19 protein-coding genes are annotated in these 19,120 nt (G+C 56.9%); 12 read left to right on the top strand and 7 right to left on the bottom strand.

What is annotated here, in order from left to right; all coding sequences use genetic code 11:
• Positions 1 to 65 precede the first annotated feature (65 nt).
• Complete coding sequence (locus PAG01S_RS01900) at positions 66 to 560, top strand: MarR family winged helix-turn-helix transcriptional regulator (protein WP_062757513.1); 495 nt, start codon at positions 66 to 68, stop codon at positions 558 to 560.
• Positions 561 to 662: 102 nt separating this feature from the next.
• Positions 663 to 863, top strand: coding sequence for a hypothetical protein (locus PAG01S_RS01895; protein ID WP_194709459.1), 201 nt, complete (start codon positions 663 to 665; stop codon positions 861 to 863).
• Positions 864 to 1,132: 269 nt separating this feature from the next.
• Here the strand turns inward: PAG01S_RS01895 and PAG01S_RS01890 are convergent, their stop codons facing one another.
• The 7 genes from PAG01S_RS01890 to PAG01S_RS01860 form a co-directional block, all read right to left on the bottom strand.
• A complete protein-coding gene (locus tag PAG01S_RS01890) occupies positions 1,133 to 2,566 on the bottom strand; it encodes a YchO/YchP family invasin (RefSeq protein ID WP_170933468.1) in 1,434 nt (477 codons plus the stop codon).
• Between the two features lie 173 nt (positions 2,567 to 2,739).
• Positions 2,740 to 3,537 (bottom strand): SDR family oxidoreductase, encoded by a 798-nt coding sequence (locus PAG01S_RS01885; RefSeq protein ID WP_061901496.1) that lies wholly within the window; start codon positions 3,535 to 3,537, stop codon positions 2,740 to 2,742.
• 11 nt (positions 3,538 to 3,548) lie between these two features.
• Positions 3,549 to 4,616 carry an ABC transporter permease gene (locus PAG01S_RS01880; RefSeq protein WP_010245772.1) on the bottom strand — a complete coding sequence of 356 codons (1,068 nt, stop codon included), beginning with the start codon at positions 4,614 to 4,616 and terminating at the stop codon, positions 3,549 to 3,551.
• A gap of 227 nt (positions 4,617 to 4,843) precedes the next feature.
• A complete protein-coding gene (locus PAG01S_RS01875; protein WP_033757441.1) occupies positions 4,844 to 6,376 on the bottom strand; it encodes a sugar ABC transporter ATP-binding protein in 1,533 nt (510 codons plus the stop codon).
• 10 nt (positions 6,377 to 6,386) lie between these two features.
• Positions 6,387 to 6,998, bottom strand: coding sequence for a DUF2291 family protein (locus PAG01S_RS01870; protein WP_010245779.1), 612 nt, complete (start codon positions 6,996 to 6,998; stop codon positions 6,387 to 6,389).
• Positions 6,999 to 7,043: 45 nt separating this feature from the next.
• The gene (locus PAG01S_RS01865; protein ID WP_010670004.1) at positions 7,044 to 7,979 is read right to left on the bottom strand and encodes a D-ribose ABC transporter substrate-binding protein; all 936 of its coding nucleotides are present in this window, start codon (positions 7,977 to 7,979) and stop codon (positions 7,044 to 7,046) included.
• A 55-nt stretch (positions 7,980 to 8,034) separates the two neighbouring features.
• The gene (locus tag PAG01S_RS01860) at positions 8,035 to 8,832 is read right to left on the bottom strand and encodes a GolD/DthD family dehydrogenase (RefSeq protein ID WP_062757511.1); all 798 of its coding nucleotides are present in this window, start codon (positions 8,830 to 8,832) and stop codon (positions 8,035 to 8,037) included.
• 352 nt (positions 8,833 to 9,184) lie between these two features.
• Here PAG01S_RS01860 and PAG01S_RS01855 point away from each other — a divergent pair, with 352 nt between their 5' ends.
• From PAG01S_RS01855 to PAG01S_RS01810, 10 genes are all read left to right on the top strand, one after another.
• Positions 9,185 to 9,997, top strand: coding sequence for a DeoR/GlpR family DNA-binding transcription regulator (locus PAG01S_RS01855; protein ID WP_010245789.1), 813 nt, complete (start codon positions 9,185 to 9,187; stop codon positions 9,995 to 9,997).
• Positions 9,998 to 10,153: 156 nt separating this feature from the next.
• Positions 10,154 to 10,402, top strand: a complete 249-nt coding sequence (gene mazE, locus PAG01S_RS01850) for a type II toxin-antitoxin system antitoxin MazE (RefSeq protein WP_062757509.1) — start codon at positions 10,154 to 10,156, stop codon at positions 10,400 to 10,402.
• A complete protein-coding gene (gene mazF, locus PAG01S_RS01845) occupies positions 10,403 to 10,738 on the top strand; it encodes an endoribonuclease MazF (RefSeq protein ID WP_062757507.1) in 336 nt (111 codons plus the stop codon). It abuts the gene before it with no gap.
• Positions 10,739 to 11,072: 334 nt separating this feature from the next.
• The gene (locus PAG01S_RS01840) at positions 11,073 to 11,426 is read left to right on the top strand and encodes a DUF6404 family protein (protein ID WP_073970644.1); all 354 of its coding nucleotides are present in this window, start codon (positions 11,073 to 11,075) and stop codon (positions 11,424 to 11,426) included.
• A gap of 1,114 nt (positions 11,427 to 12,540) precedes the next feature.
• Positions 12,541 to 13,032, top strand: coding sequence for a hypothetical protein (locus PAG01S_RS01835; RefSeq protein ID WP_010245819.1), 492 nt, complete (start codon positions 12,541 to 12,543; stop codon positions 13,030 to 13,032).
• A gap of 85 nt (positions 13,033 to 13,117) precedes the next feature.
• Positions 13,118 to 14,335 (top strand): type IVB secretion system protein IcmH/DotU, encoded by a 1,218-nt coding sequence (gene icmH / locus PAG01S_RS01830; RefSeq protein ID WP_010669997.1) that lies wholly within the window; start codon positions 13,118 to 13,120, stop codon positions 14,333 to 14,335.
• On the top strand, positions 14,335 to 16,449 hold the full coding sequence (gene tssM / locus PAG01S_RS01825; protein WP_062757504.1) for a type VI secretion system membrane subunit TssM: 2,115 nt from the start codon (positions 14,335 to 14,337) through the stop codon (positions 16,447 to 16,449). Before icmH ends, tssM begins: the two co-directional genes overlap by 1 nt.
• Positions 16,450 to 16,462: 13 nt before the next feature.
• A complete protein-coding gene (gene tagF / locus PAG01S_RS01820) occupies positions 16,463 to 17,161 on the top strand; it encodes a type VI secretion system-associated protein TagF (RefSeq protein ID WP_010245828.1) in 699 nt (232 codons plus the stop codon).
• 36 nt (positions 17,162 to 17,197) lie between these two features.
• Positions 17,198 to 18,334, top strand: a complete 1,137-nt coding sequence (gene tagH / locus PAG01S_RS01815) for a type VI secretion system-associated FHA domain protein TagH (protein WP_010245831.1) — start codon at positions 17,198 to 17,200, stop codon at positions 18,332 to 18,334.
• Complete coding sequence (locus PAG01S_RS01810) at positions 18,331 to 19,107, top strand: PP2C family protein-serine/threonine phosphatase (protein ID WP_010669994.1); 777 nt, start codon at positions 18,331 to 18,333, stop codon at positions 19,105 to 19,107. The genes tagH and PAG01S_RS01810 overlap by 4 nt, the downstream gene beginning before the upstream one ends.
• Positions 19,108 to 19,120 lie beyond the last annotated feature (13 nt).

Genomic DNA, 19,120 nt, shown 5'->3' with positions numbered 1-19,120 from the left:
ACTATTCGCGAGACTTCACGGCTGACCAACAGCCTGGGGTCTGGCTGTCCCACCCCGGACTCAGAATGAGTAAAGATATGAATGACGAACCCGCGGGGATCTCCGATACGCCTCCCGCCAGTGCAGCGCCTGAAACTATCGACCAGTTTCTCTGCTTTGCGCTCTATTCCGCCTCACTTGCCATGACAAAGCTCTATCAGTCGCGGTTAAAACCGCTGGGACTCACCTATCCGCAATATCTGGTGCTGCTGGTGCTGTGGGAGAAAGATCGCCTGACCGTCTCTGATATTGGTGCACGCGTCCGGCTTGATTCCGGCACGCTCAGCCAGCTTCTGAAGCGGCTTGAAAGCGCGGGCATTATCTGCCGCCAGCGTGACACGGGAAATGATGAGCGCCGGGTACTGATCTCCCTGACAGAACAGGGCCACCAGCTTAAAGTCGCGGCGGCTGACGTCCCGGCTGATATGATCTCGGTGATGGATACCGCCTGTAGTGAACTTGGTGAGCTGACAACCCAGGTGGCAACGCTGCGTGAAAAGCTGCTTAAGGCCCTGCCATGATGCGGGCTTATAAAAAACCTGTGACCAGGCTGATAAAGCTGAATCGCCTGAGTGTTGCCTCTTCAGGTGCTATTCAACAGAACGGTTGCGCTGGAGTTTCTATTGAGTACCGATAAACCGGCAGATATGGCTGACGTCCATGCCGTTGTAGGGCAGGCCGTGTCGAGCCTGCTGAAGTCAGGCAAGACGGCAGGCTTACAGGACATAATTGCATTCCTGCAGCATCAGCAGGCACGGTCGGTAAACGGTCAGCGAGAGGTCTACGCCAGAGCGGTGCGTATTGTGATGAGCATGGTTAACTGATAACCGGGCCGCTGTGCTAAACGGCGGCGCTGCCCGCGCCTTCTTAATATCAATACCCTGCCCGCTGCGCAGCGTCGTTCCTGCTTTCACCCAGTGGTTCCCGCTCTCATTTCAGGATCAATAGTGATGTCACTCTGCCGCGCCTTCGTCATCCCGACAACTTATCTCTGCCAGTAACCGCTGTCGGGCCTGCAGACGTTAACAACAGCGTCTGCACATCACCGCCGCTATTAACTCTCCTATCCTTTCTGTGCAGCACAGCATTCCTGCTACAGTGTGGTGCCCCCAGGTGCCATCAAATCATAGCGATCGTTCTGCGGGGCCTCGTCTATGGTCATCGGTGGCTGAATTTTCAGGGTGATCCAGTTAGAGGTCACACGCTGCTGCTTGCTATCCTCCAGTGTTACCGACAGGCGATATTCGTTGCTGGCGTCTGGCGACGGATCCCACTGCGGTAAGATCACACTCCAGCCCTGCGGATCGGCGTTATTGGCCGGAGGTGTCAGGCTCAGCGCCTGCGTATCGCCCTGCCAGCTTACCGCCTTGATAGCATTGCTGGCGCGCACCTGCAGCTTCAGCGGCAGACTCTCGCCACTGCTTAACTGCCAGGGCGGGGTTGCCAGAAACACGGACAGCGTTTTGCGCTGACGGAAAGCGAGCACCGGCGTATCGCTGCGGGTGACGGTATCGTAACGGCTGCCGCGCAGGGAGTGCGCCTCAGCGACGTTTCCGGCATCGAGCTGACGTCGCAGCGCCACGCCAAAGCGATAGTTGAGTTTCAGCCCCAGCTGATCCTGACTCTCACCGGCACTGCTGGTTTTATGGGTAGCGGACAGCGTCACCAGCGGCACGGGAGTGTAAGAGAGGCCAAACGACATGGCGGAGGGATTGTGATAGCGGTTGCCGCTGTTAAACAGATCGACATTCTCACCCAGATATTGCTGATAGCTCACCGAAACGCCCAGCTGACGATAAAAGGGCAGATAGCTCTGGCTCGTAATATCGTAGCCGCGCGCCATGCGCTGCTGCTGCGAATCGCCCAGATTTTTCCAGCCGGAAAGCGGCTGATAGTAGTTGGCCGAGAAGCGCATTGAATCGCTCCACGCTTCCGTGCCCACAGAGGCGCGTTGCAGGCCGCTGCTGAACACGCGGTCAACAAAGCCGTTGTAACCCAGCAGCCAGTCACCGGCATCCCAGCGTTGTCCCAGTCCCGCGTTGCCAACCAGGCCATCGCCGGTATCGTGCAGCCCAAGCTGGCTGAAGGTGAGCCGGCTGTTTTCGTCGGCCAGGGCGCTGAAGAGATCGCCGCCGGTGCCGGTGAAGTTTCCGTTCATGTCGACTTTCAGATCCAGCTGCGCGGTGCCGTAAGGGGAAAGCAGTGACTGCCCTTCGCTCTCAACCCGATCGGCCACTTCATCGCGCAGATGATTGAACGCCCAGACGCCCGCCTGCTGACCAAACGTGACATTGCTGTCGCTGTTGTTACTCGCTTCACCGATACTCTTGGCCACCGCCGCCAGCTTTTTGCTCCACTCTTCATCCTGATCGCTGGCACCGCCGAGCGTCGGCAGCGACTGGCTGTAGCGCGCAGGATTGTCGAATGGCGTTTCTGACACCGCTGTTTCAGTCTGAAAGGCGCGGGCGCTCTGCGTGGCAGTCAGCGACAGCGCAATCAAAGAGAGAACCCCTGTTTTCCGTATCATGTCACCCGGCACATTGATTAGTTCGTAGCTGCAATTAAACAAAAATCATCAGCTATTACCTTAACATATTGTGACGGCGATGCAGGACAGCAGCGGCGAATTGTGCATATAACAGAAAAGTCCGGGTCAGAAAAAGGCCTGCGTTTACAGCAGGCCTGCGATCTCTCACCGCATCAGGAGAAGATCAACCCGCCATCCACATTGATGGTCTGCCCGGTGATGTAGCGCGCATCCTCTGATGCCAGAAACGCCACCAGTCCGGCGACATCTTCCGGCTGACCGGCACGCTTCAGCGGAATGTTTTTCACCCACTCCGCCATCAGCTCCCCTTTACCGTAGGTTTTCTCCTCGCTGCTGAGGATCTCGCCCCAGACGCGATCGTTGTAATCCCACATCTCACTCTCAATGATGCCAGGGCAAAAAGCGTTGACCGTAATGTTCCACGGCGCCAGCTCCAGCGCCAGACTCTGGGTAATGCCTATCACCCCCATTTTGCTGGCGGCGTAGTGCGGCGTGTAGATAAAGCCCTGTCGTCCCTGCCCCGATGAGGTGTTGATCAGGCTGCCGCTGCGCTGCTGCACCATATATTTCGCCGCTTCACGGCAGCAAAGCCAGACGCCGGTGGTGTTAACCGCCAGAATCCGCTCAAAGTCGCTTTTCGGCATGGTGTCGAAGCGGTCGATGGTGATCACGCCCGCATTCTGTATCGATACGTCGATCTGACCAAAGCGTTCAAAGGCCTGCTGATAGAGCTGCTGCACCGCAGCTTCATTCGTGATATCGACCTGCAGCGCCAGAATCTCACTGCCATACTGCTGCTGAAGCTGGTCGGCTGTAGCGAACACCCGGTCAGCATTCGACACCATCACCAGCCTGGCCCCGTCGCGGGCGAAACGCGCCGCGATCCCGGCCCCGATGCCACGACAGGCACCGGTTATCACCACTGTTTTTCCACGTTGTTCGCGGCTCATAATCGCTCCTGTTAACTGTGACGAACATCAGTAAGGGGGGCTGCCTGCTGCTTTTTTTCATGGCGACGCAGCAGCACCACTTTGCTTTGCAGACGTTGCTGGAACTGGTCGATGACTACCGCAGTCACAATCACCAGACCTTTGATCACCATCTGCCAGAAATCGCTGACGCCCATCATCACCATGCCATCCGCCAGGAAGACGATAACGAAAGCGCCAATAATCGAGCCGGAAACCCGGCCACGTCCACCCGCCAGCGCCGTGCCGCCCAGCACGGTGGCACCAATGGCATCCATCTCAAACATGTTGCCGGTCATCGGGTGCGCGGTCTGCAACTGAGAGGCCACCACCAGCCCGACGAGTCCCGCGCAGAGGCCGGAAAAGGCGTAGACAAAGACTTTCACCTTGATAATCGGCACACCCGCCAGTCGCGCGGCGGACTCATTGCCGCCAATGGCGTAGATATAACGACCCAGCGGGGTTTTGCGCGTCAGGTAGAGGCCGAGCAGTAAAAAGCCGAGCATCAGCCAGATTGGCAGATAAACGCCCAGTACGGTGCCGGAGCCGAGCAGCGAAAAGCCGGTGTTGCCCAGCGCGGGCACTCCCACCAGGTTGGCGTAGGTGCCGCCGTCGTTGAACAGCAACGCCGCACCGCGCGCCACATACATCATGCCCAGGGTGCAGATAAAGGGTGCGACGCCCAGTCGGGTGATCACCGTGCCGTTAATCAGCCCCACCAGCACGCCAAAGATGGCCACCACCAGAATCACTTCAGGCACGTTGAGAAACAGCGTATTGCCGCCCCACAACGGGATGCCATTGGTGAGCAGTGCGCCCGCCACCATGCCGCAGATCCCGGCGACCGCACCCACCGAGAGATCGATACCGCCGGTCAGGATCACCAGCGTCATACCAATGGCCAGCAGGCCGGTAATCGCCACGTGCTGCGTCATGATCAGCAGGTTAGAGGGGGTAAGAAAGTTCGGCACCATCACGCTGAAAAAGCCGACCACAATCAGCAACGCAATAAAGGTGCGGGCCTTGAGCAGGTACATATAGAGCAGATATTTTTGGTTCATGAAATTCTCCGGCCAGCTTAGAGCCTGGCCCGCCAGGCGTAATAGTTTCAGGCAGTCTGGACACGGACAGCGCGGAACAACCGGCACGTACACGCAGTACGTCAGGATTACTCGCTGTGCTCGCCCCTTCAGGGCCGCCCTGACGGGCGTTCAGGTTGCTAAAGCAGCCTGTGTGACCACTGCCCAGGTTCAGACGGACAAATAAAATAGCCTGATGGGTCAGGCTCTTAATCCTGCGGGGTTGATGCCGCAATCAGATGTTCTCGCGTCGCCGCTGCGCGCGGCAGATCGGCAGTAATCCGGCCATCGGCCATCACTAAAATGCGGTCCGCCAGCGCCATCACCTCATCCAGTTCAGACGAGGAGAACATCACTGCCAGCCCCTGCTGTGCCAGACTGCCAATCAGGTGATAGACGTCGGTTTTGGCACCCACGTCGATACCGCGCGTTGGCTCATCCAGCAGCACCACCTGCGGCCCGGTCATCAGCGCTTTACCCAGCACCACCTTCTGCTGATTACCGCCGCTCAGCGCCGTAACCGGCAGGTCGGGATCGCTGACTTTAATCGCCAGATGGCCGATCATCTCACTGACCCGCTGCTGCTCCCTGGCAGGATTCAACAGCCCCAGCGCGCGTCGAAAACCGCGCAGGCTGAAGTCAGAGAGCGTCATGTTGGCGGTGACCGACATCAGTTCAATCACCCCTTCGCCTTTGCGATCTTCGGGCACCAGCGCTATGCCACTTTTCAGCCGCTGCTGGAAGCTGCGTTTCGCCAGATCCCTGCCCGCTAAACGTACCCGGCCCGACTGACAGGGCATCAGGCCAATCAGCCCCTTAAACAGCTCGGTACGTCCGGCACCCAGCAGACCATAAATGCCGATCACCTCGCCTTTGCGCAGCGTAAAACTGACGTCATTCAGCTTGTAACCGCCGTTCTGATGCAGCGCAGTCAGGCCCTCTACCTCCAGCACCGTTTCCCCCTGTGGCGCAGGCTGATAGTCGAACTGCTTTTTCTTGTCACCCACCATCTGGGCGATAATCCACGGCACGCTGGCGTCCCGTACCTCGCGCTCACTGATAAAACGGCCATCGCGGAAAATGGTGATGTGATCGCCAATCTCCATCAGCTCTTCCAGCCGGTGAGAGATGTAGATAATGGTGACACCGCGTCGCTTAAGCTGATCGATGACGTTAAACAGCACTTTCACTTCAGACTGGCTCAGGGCGCTGGTCGGTTCATCCATGATAAGTACCCGGGTATCCTTCGACAGCGCCCGGGCAATCTCCACCAGCTGCTGATGACCAATACCCAACTCACCCAGCGGCGCGTAAGGATCGACATCCAGCTGCAGCCGCTCCAGCAGCGACTTTGCCAGCGCGTACTGATACTTTTCATTGATCACCCCGCGCTGGAAATACTCATTGGCGATAAAGATGTTGTCCATCACGTTCATGTTGGGAAACAGATTCAGCTCCTGAAAAATGATGCTGATCCCCTGCTTCTCCGCCTGATGCGTGGAGTTCAGAGACACCACCTTGCCATCCAGCAGAATCTCGCCCGACGACGGCGTCTCTACACCCGCCAGCATCTTCATCATGGTGGACTTACCGGCGCCGTTCTCACCGATTAGCACGTTAACTTTATTGCGGTAGACCCGATAACTGACCTGATCGAGCGCGGTCACGCCGGGATAAAGACGCGACACGTTGCGCGTTTCGATAATCACGTCGCCGGACTGTTGCGGTTGAGGATTTTGCATCTGCCGCTCCTTATTGCCGGGTGATCGCAGCCGGAGTGATATCCGGCAGCTGCTGCGGAATGTCCCAGCTGCTGAACACGCCGGAAACCCTCACTTTATCGCCCACCTTCGGCGCAAACTGCTGCATCAGAGTGGAGGCGTGCTGGTTAATCGCCTTGCCGTAATCACCAAACAGCACCTGGTCATTGAAGTCCTGATAGCTCACGCCTTTGTAGACATCCCGCAAAGCGGTGCCACGAATGATTGGCCCCACCTGAATTGTGACACTGTCACCTGATTCATCTTTCACGGTCATCTTTCCGCTGCGTGACGTGGTATTCACGGCGGTCACCTCGCCGCTAACCGAGACGCTGAAGACACAGGGATTCTCAGCCTGACTGCGATAACCGTAGCTCTGACAGGCACTGTCAAAGTCTTTGGCAGACTGCAATGACTTCATCAGCGTCGCCAGCGGTTTAGCCTCTGCCTGAACCTGTGGCACCAGTTTCTGCTGCCAGAGCTGGTCGATGTTCGCCATTTTCGGATTGGGGGGATTTTTCAGGGCAGCCAGCTCCTGCTGCGACACAATTTTGCAGCCGCTTAACAGCAAGACCACCAGCGTCAGCCAGACTCTTCGGGACATCATCTTCTCCCTGGCGCCCGCTTTCGCAGGCGCGACAGCGTTTAATTACGACTTGTAGTTAAAGTCCTGTACACCTTTAGCGTTTTCCGGGGTAATCAGAATGCCGCGGAACATCACCCGCTGTTTTTCCGGCTTCACGCCCTTCTGAATGAAGTTATCGAGATCGGTCACCCCTTCAGCGGCAATCGCCTGCGCCTGCAACATGACCGTGGCTTTCAGCGTGCCCGCTTTCACTGCATCGCGTTCGTCGTTGCTGCCATCAATCCCCACCACGATGACATCGTTGCGACCGGCCGCCTTCAGCGCGGCTATGGCGCCCAGCGCCACCGGGCCGTTACCGCAGATCACCCCTTTCACATCCGGATGCGCCTGAAGGATGCTGTCCATAATGCGCTTGCCGTCGATCAGCGTGCCTTTGGCATCCTGACGCGCCACGCTCTGCATATCAGGATACTGATCCAGCACCTGATGGAACGATTTCGAGCGTGTCACGCAGTTGTTATCCGCCAGGTTACAGGCGAGTTCGGCGTATTTGCCCTTTTCGCCCATCTTTTCAACAAAGACGTTGGCAACGTCTGAACCCGCCTGGAAGTTGTTGTGGGTGATCTGCGCCAGCGCCACGTCATCCACCGGGATTTCGCGGTTGATCAGCACCACCGGGATCCCGGCATCTTTGGCTTTTTTAATCGCCGCCACGCTGGCGGTGGAGTCGGCGTTATCCAGCACGATACCCTGCACTTTTTTACCGATAGCGGCGTCGATTAGTTCGCTCTGTTTCTTCACATCTTCGCCGTGCGACAGCACCGTCGTTTTGTAACCCAGCTCCTGTGCTTTGAGATTGGCGCCTTTGGCTTCGGAGGCGTAGTAGGGATTATCGAGTGAGTTAACCAGAATCATAATGGTGCCCTTTTCGGCGGCAAACGCCGCCTGCGAAACCAGACAGGCAGCCACGGCAGTGCACAGCAAAGTACGGTTTTTCATGATGTTCTCTCTTATCGTTATGGCAGGGTATGAATTCCCGGGTGCTGGATTGGCCTTACCAGATGGTAAAGCCCCCATCGATCATCAAATCGGCGCCGGTGATCATGTCGCTGCCGTTGCTGGCGAAAAACAGCACCGCAGCGGCGATCTCATCGGTATAGGCAAAGCGTCCGAGCGGAATCAGTTTCTTCATCTGCTCGCCCTTCTCGCCGCGCCAGGCCTTTTCGCCCATCGGCGTCAGCACCACGGTGGGCGACAGGGTGTTAACGTTGATGCGATGCGGGGCAAACTCTTTGGCCATCACTTTGGTCATGCCCAGCAGGCCCGCTTTGGCTGAGGTGTAGGCGACATGGTTGTCGATAGCGATGGATGCCGCCTGGGAGGCGATATTAATAATTTTGCCGCCCGCACCGGCACGGATCATCAGCCGTGCGGCGGCCTGTGAGCAGAGAAAAGGCCCGGTGAGATTCACCGCAATCTGCTTCTGCCACTCGGCAAAATCGGTCTCGATCACCGGCTGCAGCATCACGTAGCCTGCGCAGTTCACCAGGATATCGATCCGGCCATAGTGGGAAACCACATCGTCAAAAGCCTGTTCAACCGACGCGGGCTCGGTAACGTCACAGCAGACAAACTGCACCCGCTCGACGGGGAAATCTGCCCTCAGGCTGGCCACCTTCTCTGCTTCAAACGGCGGATAGAGTAGTGCCAGACTCGCGCCCTTCTCCAGCAACATGCCATTGGTCGCCATCGCGATACCGCCCAGCCCGCCGGTCACGACGGCCACTTTGCCAGCCAGATTCATTGTGGTATCCACGCCGTAGCGCAGGTTTACGTCATATTCACCACTCATCCCACTCTTCCCCTCAGATTTTTGCCGATGCCGTTGACTCACTCATTTTCGAACAAAAATATAAGCTATCGAAAAGAAATGTTGTGTGGAGCAGATCAAATTTCGACCATCTGACCTGCAAAGCGGCTTATCTGATTGAAAAGACGTGATCTGGCTTCCAGTCCCGGAATAAAGGCAGCTGGCTGCAATCCGGAAAGCGTGAGAGATTCAATAACCTGCACATTTTATATTTTCGTTCGAAAACCAAAGGCAGATCAGGCTATCTCGCATTCATAAAAATGGCGCGTTAAACTCAGCCACTAAGACCTTGTTCGCCCGACTTCTCAGGTTATTGGAAAAGGGAGCATTTCGATTGAAAAGCAAAAGTGAGCAGTTCGCTGACATGCAGCAACGCCGCGAGAAAATTCTGGAGATGATCCGTGAGGATGGCACGGTCACGGTTAAAGCTTTGACGGAGACCTTTGGACTGACCGAAGCCACCTTACGCAGCGACCTTCGCATGCTGCAAAAACAGGGCTTTGTGCAGCGCTACCATGGTGGCGCGACGCTGATGACGGGCAAACAGAATACCGGGGCGATGCTGCTGGAGCGGCAGACACATCTGGAAGAGAAAGAGGCGATTGGCCGACTGGCGGCGCAGCATATCGAAAATGGCGACACGGTGATTTTCGATTCCGGCACCACGACCACCGCGATCACCGATGCCATCAGCCACATCCGCCGCCTGTCGGTCGTGACAACCGCGGTGAATATCGCCCTGAAACTGGGCGGCGAGCCGGGGATCAACATCCTGCTGACCGGCGGTACCTTTAAATTTCCGACGCTCTCTACCTCCGGCGAAAAGGCGGCCAGCTTCTTCGAAAACGTGCTGGCCGGTAAACTCTTCCTGGCGACCGCCTGCATCTCACCGCGTCTGGGCCTGAGCTTCCCCAGTGAAACCGACATCAAGGTAAAGCTGGCGATGATCAAATCCGCCAGCACGGTTTACGTGGTCGCTGACTCCAGCAAAATCGACAAGGTTTCGATGTTCGCGCTGCCCTGTGACTGGAGCAATATCCACTACCTGATCACCGACAGCGGCATCAGCACTGCGCAGGTCAAAGCGTTTGAAGCGCTAGGCGTGAAAGTGCTGGTGGCCCCGCTGCCGCTGAAGCGGGCGATGTAACCTCATCGCTCCCGCTTTCTTTATATGCGGTTAACCTGGCCTGTGGGCTGCATCTGCCAAAAAAGGCTAATACGTACAGCTCTGGCTCACATCACTTGTGTATACAATGTATATTGCGCTAGCATGTATCTACATTGTGTATTGGAGACAAGTTAAATGATTCATGGAAAGGTTAAACGCTGGGGTAACTCTCCGGCGATACGTATCCCGGCGACATTGATGCAGGCACTAAATCTTAATATTGATGACGAAATTAAAATCGATTTAGTTGAAGGGAAACTCATTATCGAGCCTGTCAAACAGGAAGTGGGTTACTCTCTTGAAGAACTGCTTGAAGGCGTGACAGAGGAAAATCTGCACGATCCAGTCGAATGGGGTGAACCTGTCGGGAAGGAGATTTGGTAAATGGTAAGCCGTTTTGTCCCTGATGCGGGAGATATCATCTGGGTGGATTTTGATCCGACCAAAGGCAGTGAGCAGGCAGGTCACAGACCCGCTATTGTTCTTAGCCCGTTTGCTTACAATGACAAGACCGGCATGTGTCTCTGTGTCCCCTGCACCACCCTGTCAAAGGGGTATCCGTTTGAAGTCCCCATAAGTGCTGAAAAAGAAAGCGTCGCCTTATCCGATCAAGTGAAAAGCATCGCCTGGAAAGTCAGGGGAGCAACCAAAAAAGGCGTTGTTTCCGCAAACGAACTTCAGCAAATTCGCGCTAAGATAAAAGTTATCATTGGCTTATAGACTCTGCGGTCTCTTAATCATCAGACATAACGGGCCTGTCAGTCCGTGCAACATTCTGCAGGTGATGGTCCGTGTCACCCTTATCCGCCCTCTGCGCCCATTCTCACGCTAAAAAGACGCATAGCGCACCCCGTAAGCAACATCAGTTCTCCGCAGGCAAATGCCTCTAAATCAAGCGCCGTCCAGGTCCTCGTGTTCCCGCTGCCTCTGAAGCGGGCGATGTCATGCCTGTCGAAACAACATCGATTCAGCCACTTGCTGTCATCAGACAGCCACAGGATTAAGTTACGCTCCAGAGCGAATGCTAAGCAGGGATGTAACGGATGATAAAACGATGAAAAACGAGATTTTCGAGCGCAGGAAAGCGCGGGCTTTAGCCCTGATGGCAGCGAAGGAAATGTGGCCGAGTCACTCTGCTCCGCCATTACATCGTTTGTTATGGAAAATGAATATCCATCTTCCACCCCCGAGTTTCACTCCTTTCTGGCTCAATCTTGTGGTGTTTGCCAGCATGTACACGCTGATGATGCCACTGCTGCTCTTATTGCCTTCTCTTCCGGGCGTGTCTGACGACAACTATTCGCTGATACCCAATCTGATCGCAGGTCTGTTCTTCGGTACGACAATGGCACTGTTTCACGCACATCGAAAAAAAGTTCATAACCTGCCTGCGTGGGAGGAGCTTTAACCCCGCCAGACGCTTAATCATCATTGTCAGGATTAGTTGCCCCTTTCCTTAACAGAACGCACCGATGCCAGCCTTACCACCAAGACATACGCCCACTCAATCCAGACCTGATCCCGCAAAACCCCGCACCAATGCCAATAGTGCAGGTAAGGCCTGCCTGAAGAGCAAAGTGTGCGAGCCAGGGATGGCGAGCCCAGTCCGCAGGGATGCGGGATCCCTTTGCGGTCAGGCAGGCCTTTCCTGCACGCCGCACCGTCTTGCCAACCCCAGCCTGCCTTCCCACACTGCACTGCTCTTTTCGTCCTGCTCGGGCACTTCCATTCTCATCAACCGCACTCAATCCAGACCTGATCCCGAAAAACCCGCACCAATGCCAACAGTGCAGGTAAGGCCTGCATGAAGAGCAAAGTGTGCGAGCCAGGGATGGCGAGCCCAGTCCGCAGGGATGCGGGATCCCTTTGCGGTCAGGCAGGCCTTTCCTGCACGCCGCACCGTCTCAGCGTCTCAGCGTCTCACCGACTCACCGACTCACCGTCATCATCTCACCACACCCTCTTCCGACCCACACCAACGCCACGCTCTTCCCCGGCCAGATTTTGCTCCCCGGCCAGGCTTGCGCGTGACTTATTAAACCCCTCATTCCCTTTAAAACTTTTTGAAGCAAAAGGCGTGCCGCTTTCCGGAAAAAGTGCGCCAAAACGGACGCGTTAATTCTGATTTTGATTATATTCTTTCCCTGAACGTATAAAATTTATCAGCAACAAACCATTAGAAAAGCTTAATAGTTTCCAATCAAATCCATTGCATGTCAGAATGCGCGGCACTGTTCTCAACCAGTTTGTCTCTGCGATAATTCAGTTCGCTTTAACTATCCTATTACCTGGCGCTTTTCTTATACCGAAACCCGCCCGTAAAGCGCCTGCTATCACGCATCAGCAGCGGGTGCAATGGTTTGAATTCTCAAAAGTCTTAGGTAAACTGAATGCGTTACTATCCCGATGTAATCTGACCCTTTTTTTAAAAACAGAATTTCGGCACGATGCGGCGCGATAAAGATCGCCCCATGGCATCGGGCCTGGCAATATGCAGATACTTTGATGAGATCACGAGGAACATGGTGAAAAAGAGTCTTGCGTTAACGCTGCTGGCGGTTCTTACCCTGGCAGGCTGTAAGGCCCCGCCGCCGCCCGTCACTGACGATACGCTGGTCACCAGCGAAATTAACGGCGTCAAACTGGTCCATCGACACGCTGTCGCGGCACCGACTGAATTTGAGCCGGTCAATCAGACCTGGCGGGCGCTTTATGGCGCATCCGTCATGACCTCGCCTGATTACGGCGGCAAAGTGGTTCGCTATCTCGAAACGGGTAAACCGTTCGAAGTATTAGGTAATGTGGAACACAGCTGGCTGGCGATTGCTGACCAGGCTGACGGCCCACTGATCGGTTATGTGCCGTTAAAAGCGGGTGTAGAGAGCAGCCGTTACGATGCCACCGTGCAGAGCGATCGTCCCCGTCCCCGCAAAACGAAACAGGTCTGTGTGGCCGTCGGCGGCGCCAGCAAAGCCTGCCGGACTAACGATACCGCGACCTGGATCTTAGACTGAATATGAAATCCGGCGCATATTGCCCGCAGAACCGTCCCGGGCTGCGGGTACAGGGATTTGCCATTGGCTGGAAGATCACGAATTAATGACTGTGGAATCCCCTGCGCGTGAGGCGACCCCCTCAGGCAATGAGAATCTCTTACTTCAGGCTGCGGCGCCACTGCTGAACGCGGTGGTGCAAATTCGTCAGGCAGCCACCCATGATGACCCTGCGGGTCTGCGCCAGTCTCTGATCGATGAAATCCGCCAGTTTGAACAACGCTGTAAACAGGCAGGGCTGCCGTTTGAGATGATTATCGGCGCGCGTTACTGCATCTGCAGCGCGCTCGATGAAGCGGCAGCGCAAACCCCCTGGGGCACGCGCGGCGTCTGGTCTGGCAATGGCATGCTGGTGACCTTCCATAATGAAAGCTGGGGCGGCGAGAAATTCTTTCAACTGCTGTCGCGCATTTCACAAAGCCCGCAACAACACCTCTGGCTGCTGGAAGTGGTGCAATACTGTCTGCTGCTGGGCTATGAAGGCCGCTATCGCGGCAGTGAAAATGGTCGCGCCCAGTGCGATGGTATCCGTAAACGCCTGAAAACCCTGATTGACGAAACGCGTGCCCAGCGCCAGACAGCGCAACCGCCACTGGTTGAAGTGCATCCGCTGGTTAGCACCCTCGCCCGCCCGATGGTGCCGCTCTGGGCCTGTGCCATGCTGGTCGCGCTGATCGGCTGCCTGATCTACAGCGGCCTGAACTGGCGTCTCGGTAATGCCGCCGAACCGCTGCTGCGTACCATCTATCAGACGCCGCTGCCGCAGATTACCGCGGGCCGTCGTCCCTCTTCCCCGCAGGCGCTGCTCGATCTGCGTCAGCGCCTGAATGATGTGATTGCAGCCGGGCAGCTTGAGGTCAGCGATGGTGCCTTTGGCAGCAAAGTGATCATCCCCGCGGACAAACTGTTCGCCGAACAGGGCACGGTGATCAATCCGGTCGGGCGCGCCTTGCTGGCCCGCGTCTCAACCGCGATGAAAGATGTCAAAGGGACCATTCTGGTGTCGGTGTTTACCGATGATCATCCGGTGGATAACAGCCGCTTTGCCTCCAGCTATGAGTTCTCATTTGCCCGCGCCCGCGCCATCACCCAGTTGTTACAACTGCAACTGGCTGACGGGCATACGGTTCGCTCTGAAGGTCGCGGCGACAGCGATCCGCTGCTGCCCAACGACAGCAGCGAAAACCGGACCCGCAACCGCCGCGTTGAAATCACCCTGTTTGCCGCGCCTGAAACGCTCAGTAATCATCAAGGAGCACAATAATGCGCGCCTCCCTTCGCCTGCTGCTAACGCATCGCCTGCTGTGGAGCTTTATTGGCGTCACGGCGCTGAGCTGTCTGGTCTGGATGCTGGGGCCGTTCTGGTCATGGGGCGAATCGCGCCCACTGGAACCCGTGGTGCCTCGCCAGCTCACCGTGAGCGCCCTCTATTTTCTCTGGATCCTGTTCCAGCTGATCCCGTCGCTCTATCGTGCCTGGTTCAACAGCCGTTTACTGACCCAGCTTCAGCTGTCGGGCAACGACGACCCGGCGGAACGTCAGATGACCGAAGAGCGGCTCAACCAGCGCTTCAGCGAAGCTGCGATGCAGCTGAAACGCACTCAGTTTGGCCGTCGTCACAGCGGGAACCTGCTCTCACGCTTTAACGCTAATTATCTCTATCAGCTGCCCTGGTACCTGGTCATGGGTGCGCCCGGCGCCGGTAAAACCACCGCGCTGTTTAATGCCGGCCTCGATTTCCCGCTGACCGATACGCTGGGCAAAAATGCGGTCCGCGGCGTCGGGGGCACCCGCAACTGTGACTGGTGGTTTACTGACAGCGCGGTGCTGATTGATACCGCCGGTCGTTATGCGTTGCAGGAGAGCCAGCGCGTGCGAGATGCCGCGGAATGGCACAGCTTTATCAACCTGCTGAAACGCTATCGTACCCGCCAGCCGATTAACGGTGTGATCATGACCATCAGCGTCGCCGATCTGCTGAGTGACTCAGCCGAGGCGCGTTTCGCCCAGGCCAGCGCGCTGCGTGAGCGCATGGCAGAATTGCATCAGCAGACCGGTATTCACTTCCCGGTTTATGTGATGGTCACCAAAACCGATCTGCTGAAAGGCTTTATGAGCTACTTCGGCTCGATTGATAAAGCGCGGCGTGACGCTATCTGGGGCTTCACGTTCAACTGGGAGCTGGGCAAGCCGCACAAAGATGACTGGCATCGCCATTTTGGCCAGCAGTTTCAGCGGCTGGAACAGCAGCTCCAGCAACAACTGGCGGAGCAGATGACCCATGAGCGCGACCTGAACGAGCGCGCTGAGTGCTTCCTCTTCCCGCAGGAGTTCGCCTCGCTGCGTCCACTGCTGAACGAATATCTGGATATCGTTTTTTCTGACCATCAGGATGCGGTCGCCTGGAGCCCGCGCGGCCTCTTCTTCACCAGCGGCACCCAGGAAGGCCTGCCGTTTGATCGGGTGATGGGTGAACTGAGCCGCAAACTGCAGTTACGTCAGGCGGGCGATCACTCGATCGCGGCCTGGGACAGCGTTAATCGCAACAGTCCGATTCCCGGCAACAAAGGCCAGAGCTTCTTTATTCGTGACCTGCTCAGCGATCTGATATTCAAAGAGAGCGGCCTGGCCGGCAGTAATCGCCGCTGGGAGTACCGTAATCAGCTGTTCCACTGGATTGGCTACGGCGTGCTGGCAGGCGCCCTGCTGATCGCCTCCAGCCTGTGGGGCATCAGTTACTACCAGAATCAACAGTATCTGCAGCAGGTTGCCGCACGGGTACCACTTATCCGTGAGCAAAGTCAGCAGGTGATTCATCAGCCTGCTGATAATATTTTTGATCTGCTACCCTTTCTGAATAACCTGGTGAAGTTGCCGCTCTCGGCGCGCTTTTCCCTCGATAATCCGCCGCTTACTATGCGGGCGGGCTTATACCGGGGTAATCAGATTAGCGATGCCGCCTGGGTGCTTTATCAAAATGCGCTTAAGTCTTTGTTGCTGCCGCGTGTGGCGCAGCAGATCACGAATATCCTGCGCAACGACCCGGGTGATGATAACGCCTACAGCCGCAATGCGCTGCGCGCCTATCAGATGCTCTATCAACCGCGTAATTATGATGGCGAGTTTTTACGGGCCTGGCTGCTGCAAAATTTACAGCGCTCCCTGCCCAATACGGTAAGCGCCCGCGACCTGCAGCAGCTTGACTGGCACCTGAGCCAGCTGCTGGATCAGCAGATTCAGTCGTCGCCTTATGCACGTGATAATGCACTGATGATGCGCAAGCTTGCAGAGAATCTGAAAATTGCGGACCAGGCGGGCGGCATGCTGGCGGTAGCGCCGCGGCACCCGGCCCCGCAATCAAACTCGCATAGCGAGTAATGGTGAGGTGAACATGGCTGCTTATACGGCCCCCGGCTGGTATGGCAAGCTGCCGTCGACCGGTGACTTTCTGCACCATCGACTGAGCGAGCAACAGATTAGCCCGTGGAATCACTGGTTCCAGCAGGGATTAATGCACTGGCATCAGCAGGCGTATTCCTACAGCGCGGACTTTCTCCACGCGCCGGTGTGGAACTTTGTGCTGCCGGTTACCGCGACCCGGCCGCAGATACAGATGGGCTGTCTGCTGCCCTCCTGTGACCGCGTCGGACGCGCCTGGCCGCTGCTGGCCCTGCACAGCTTCACGCTGGCTCAGTGGCATCCTGCTCAGCTGACCATTTCCGGTGACTGGTTTCAGGATCTGGGCGCGACACTGTTACGGGCGGTTCAGACACCGCTGAACGGCGAGCAGTTAGAGCAGCAGATACAGGCTTTGCCACCGCTGCTGGTGCCGGCCAGGAAGCCATCTGAAATCATGGATGTGATCGGTTTTCAGGATCTGCCCTGCACGCTGAGCTGGCGTGAAGTGGCTGAACGTTTCGACCCTCAGCAGCATATGAGCTACTGGTGGAGTAACCGCAGTGATGGTTTTGCCCACGCGACCCACAAGCACAGCGGCAACCTCACCGCGCAACTGTTTTCGTTACTGTTTAACCCGGCGGCAGGTTCACAGCCGGGACGTAATGGCCTCTATCCTCCGATGTTCGAGTGAGGCCGGAAGCGTTTGCCGTTCAATCTGGGATAACTCATGCAATTTACCATTGTGCAATGCACTACGGATGTTCCGGTCAGAAGCGTCGCGTTTCAACCGCCTGGCGGTACCATTGGCCGCAGTCAGGACAACGATCTGGTGCTGCCAGATGAGACTCGGGCCATTTCGCGTCTGCAGGCGCTGGTTCACCTGTCGCATGACGGAGAGTGCCGTCTGACGAACCAGGGCAGCGTGACCCCGGTGGAGCATAACGGCATTACCCTGGGTCGCGGCATGCAGGTCGTGCTGAAGCATGGCGATGCGCTGCGCATCGGTGACTATGCGCTGGAAGTACGAGACCCCGCCTGCCACGACACGCAGAGCGATCCGCTGGCGCTGTTTGCTGGCGACAGCGCTCAGCCCGCGAATCCGCTGGGCATTCACGAACATCATGAGGTTGAGGACCGGCTGCTGGTCAGTGAGGTCACGCCCTCACGCCACGAGCGCCACAACGATGCGCGACTGGCTATCGACCCCCAGGCCAGCGAACCGCGTCGGGCGCTGACGGCGCAGCCGGTGGATCAGGATCGGCTGATCGCCGCACTGCTGGAGGGGATGGGGCTGAGCAACGGTCACGCCACGCCGGTGGATGAAGAGCAGATGCGCATTACTGGCCGGATGCTGAGCCTCTTTTCCCAGGGCACCGTCGCGCTGCTCTCTTCGCGATCCATTCTCAAGCGTGGTGTCAAAGCGGACATGACGATGATCCTGAATGAGGCCAACAACCCGTTCAAGATCCTGCCCTCCGGCAAAACCGTGCTGATGCAGATGTACCAGAGCCAGATGCCCGGGTTTATGCCGCCGGAACAGGCGGTACGCGATGCCCTGGTCGATTTGCAGGCCCACCAGCTGGGGATGATTGCCGGTATCCGCGCCATTATTGCGGCGATGCTGCAATCCTTTAATCCGCAGCGGCTGGAGGAGCAGGCGCGTGCCGACGGCGTGGTGTCAAAAATGCCCTTTTCCGCCATGAAGAAGGCGGCGCTGTGGGACTACTTCACCCGTAATTATCAGCGTACGGCCGGAGAGATCGAAGATGATTTCCATACGCTGTTTGGCGAGGCCTTTCTCCATGCCTATGACATGGAGGTGAATCAGTATAAGGACTCTCAGACGCGGGTAGATGAACCATGAAAATCGTTTTTGCCAGCCGCTGCCAGCAAGGGCTACGCGATGAGAATCAGGATCGCACCGGCGCAGAGCTGGATGAGCGTAAAGCCTGTTTTGTGGTCTGCGATGGCGTGGCCGGTCTGCCCGGCGGCGAGATGGCGGCGCAGCTGGTGCGTGACACCCTGCTGAGCCAGTTACAGGCGCACGCCGATCTGACGCCGGAGATAACCCATCAGGCGATTGAACAGTGCCGCTTAGCGCTGCATGAGGCACAGGGTAAAAATCCGAAATATTCCCGCATGAGCACCACGCTGGCGGCCCTGTTTATCGACCGCGAAAAACAGCGCGCATGGTGGGCGCATGCCGGTGACAGCCGGGTTTACCACTTCCGCCGCGGCGTGCTTCATGAGGTCACTCGCGATCACAGTCTCGCCCAGCAGCTGAAAGAAGCGGGCTATGAAAATACCGGCATTAACAGTAATTTACTCTATAATGCGCTCGGCGCTGAACCGCCTCGCTTAGTGAGCTTTTCGCAGGAGATTGCGCTGGAGGATGGCGACGCGTTTCTGGTCTGCACCGATGGCTTCTGGCTGAATCTGGCCAGTCATGAAATGGAACAGGCGCTGCGCATGGTGAATGCCTGCGAAGAGTGGCTGGCTCTGATGGAACAGGCGGTAAGTCGCAACGTTAAGAAAGATAATCTCAGCGCACTGGCGGTCTGGATTGGTGAGCCGGAGGAGGCAACGCTGCTCTATTCACTGGCTGATTCGGCGCGCTTTCTGCCGCCTCGTTTTTGATTCCAAGGATCCT

Source organism: Pantoea agglomerans NBRC 102470 (assembly GCF_001598475.1).
GTDB classification, from domain to species: Bacteria; Pseudomonadota; Gammaproteobacteria; order Enterobacterales; family Enterobacteriaceae; genus Pantoea; species Pantoea agglomerans.
This window is presented reverse-complemented; position numbering and strand designations above follow the sequence as displayed.

Bases quoted from the DNA above. Each gene is read 5' to 3' on its own strand.
- PAG01S_RS01900 (WP_062757513.1), top strand. From the start codon at position 66: ATGAGTAAAGATATGAATGACGAACCCGCGGGGATCTCCGATACGCCT.
- PAG01S_RS01890 (WP_170933468.1), bottom strand. From the start codon at position 2,566: ATGATACGGAAAACAGGGGTTCTCTCTTTGATTGCGCTGTCGCTGACT.
- PAG01S_RS01885 (WP_061901496.1), bottom strand. From the start codon at position 3,537: ATGAGCCGCGAACAACGTGGAAAAACAGTGGTGATAACCGGTGCCTGT.
- PAG01S_RS01880 (WP_010245772.1), bottom strand. From the start codon at position 4,616: ATGAACCAAAAATATCTGCTCTATATGTACCTGCTCAAGGCCCGCACC.
- PAG01S_RS01875 (WP_033757441.1), bottom strand. From the start codon at position 6,376: ATGCAAAATCCTCAACCGCAACAGTCCGGCGACGTGATTATCGAAACG.
- PAG01S_RS01870 (WP_010245779.1), bottom strand. From the start codon at position 6,998: ATGTCCCGAAGAGTCTGGCTGACGCTGGTGGTCTTGCTGTTAAGCGGC.
- PAG01S_RS01865 (WP_010670004.1), bottom strand. From the start codon at position 7,979: ATGAAAAACCGTACTTTGCTGTGCACTGCCGTGGCTGCCTGTCTGGTT.
- PAG01S_RS01860 (WP_062757511.1), bottom strand. From the start codon at position 8,832: ATGAGTGGTGAATATGACGTAAACCTGCGCTACGGCGTGGATACCACA.
- mazE (WP_062757509.1), top strand. From the start codon at position 10,154: ATGATTCATGGAAAGGTTAAACGCTGGGGTAACTCTCCGGCGATACGT.
- mazF (WP_062757507.1), top strand. From the start codon at position 10,403: ATGGTAAGCCGTTTTGTCCCTGATGCGGGAGATATCATCTGGGTGGAT.
- PAG01S_RS01840 (WP_073970644.1), top strand. From the start codon at position 11,073: ATGAAAAACGAGATTTTCGAGCGCAGGAAAGCGCGGGCTTTAGCCCTG.
- PAG01S_RS01835 (WP_010245819.1), top strand. From the start codon at position 12,541: ATGGTGAAAAAGAGTCTTGCGTTAACGCTGCTGGCGGTTCTTACCCTG.
- icmH (WP_010669997.1), top strand. From the start codon at position 13,118: ATGACTGTGGAATCCCCTGCGCGTGAGGCGACCCCCTCAGGCAATGAG.
- tssM (WP_062757504.1), top strand. From the start codon at position 14,335: ATGCGCGCCTCCCTTCGCCTGCTGCTAACGCATCGCCTGCTGTGGAGC.
- tagF (WP_010245828.1), top strand. From the start codon at position 16,463: ATGGCTGCTTATACGGCCCCCGGCTGGTATGGCAAGCTGCCGTCGACC.
- tagH (WP_010245831.1), top strand. From the start codon at position 17,198: ATGCAATTTACCATTGTGCAATGCACTACGGATGTTCCGGTCAGAAGC.
- PAG01S_RS01810 (WP_010669994.1), top strand. From the start codon at position 18,331: ATGAAAATCGTTTTTGCCAGCCGCTGCCAGCAAGGGCTACGCGATGAG.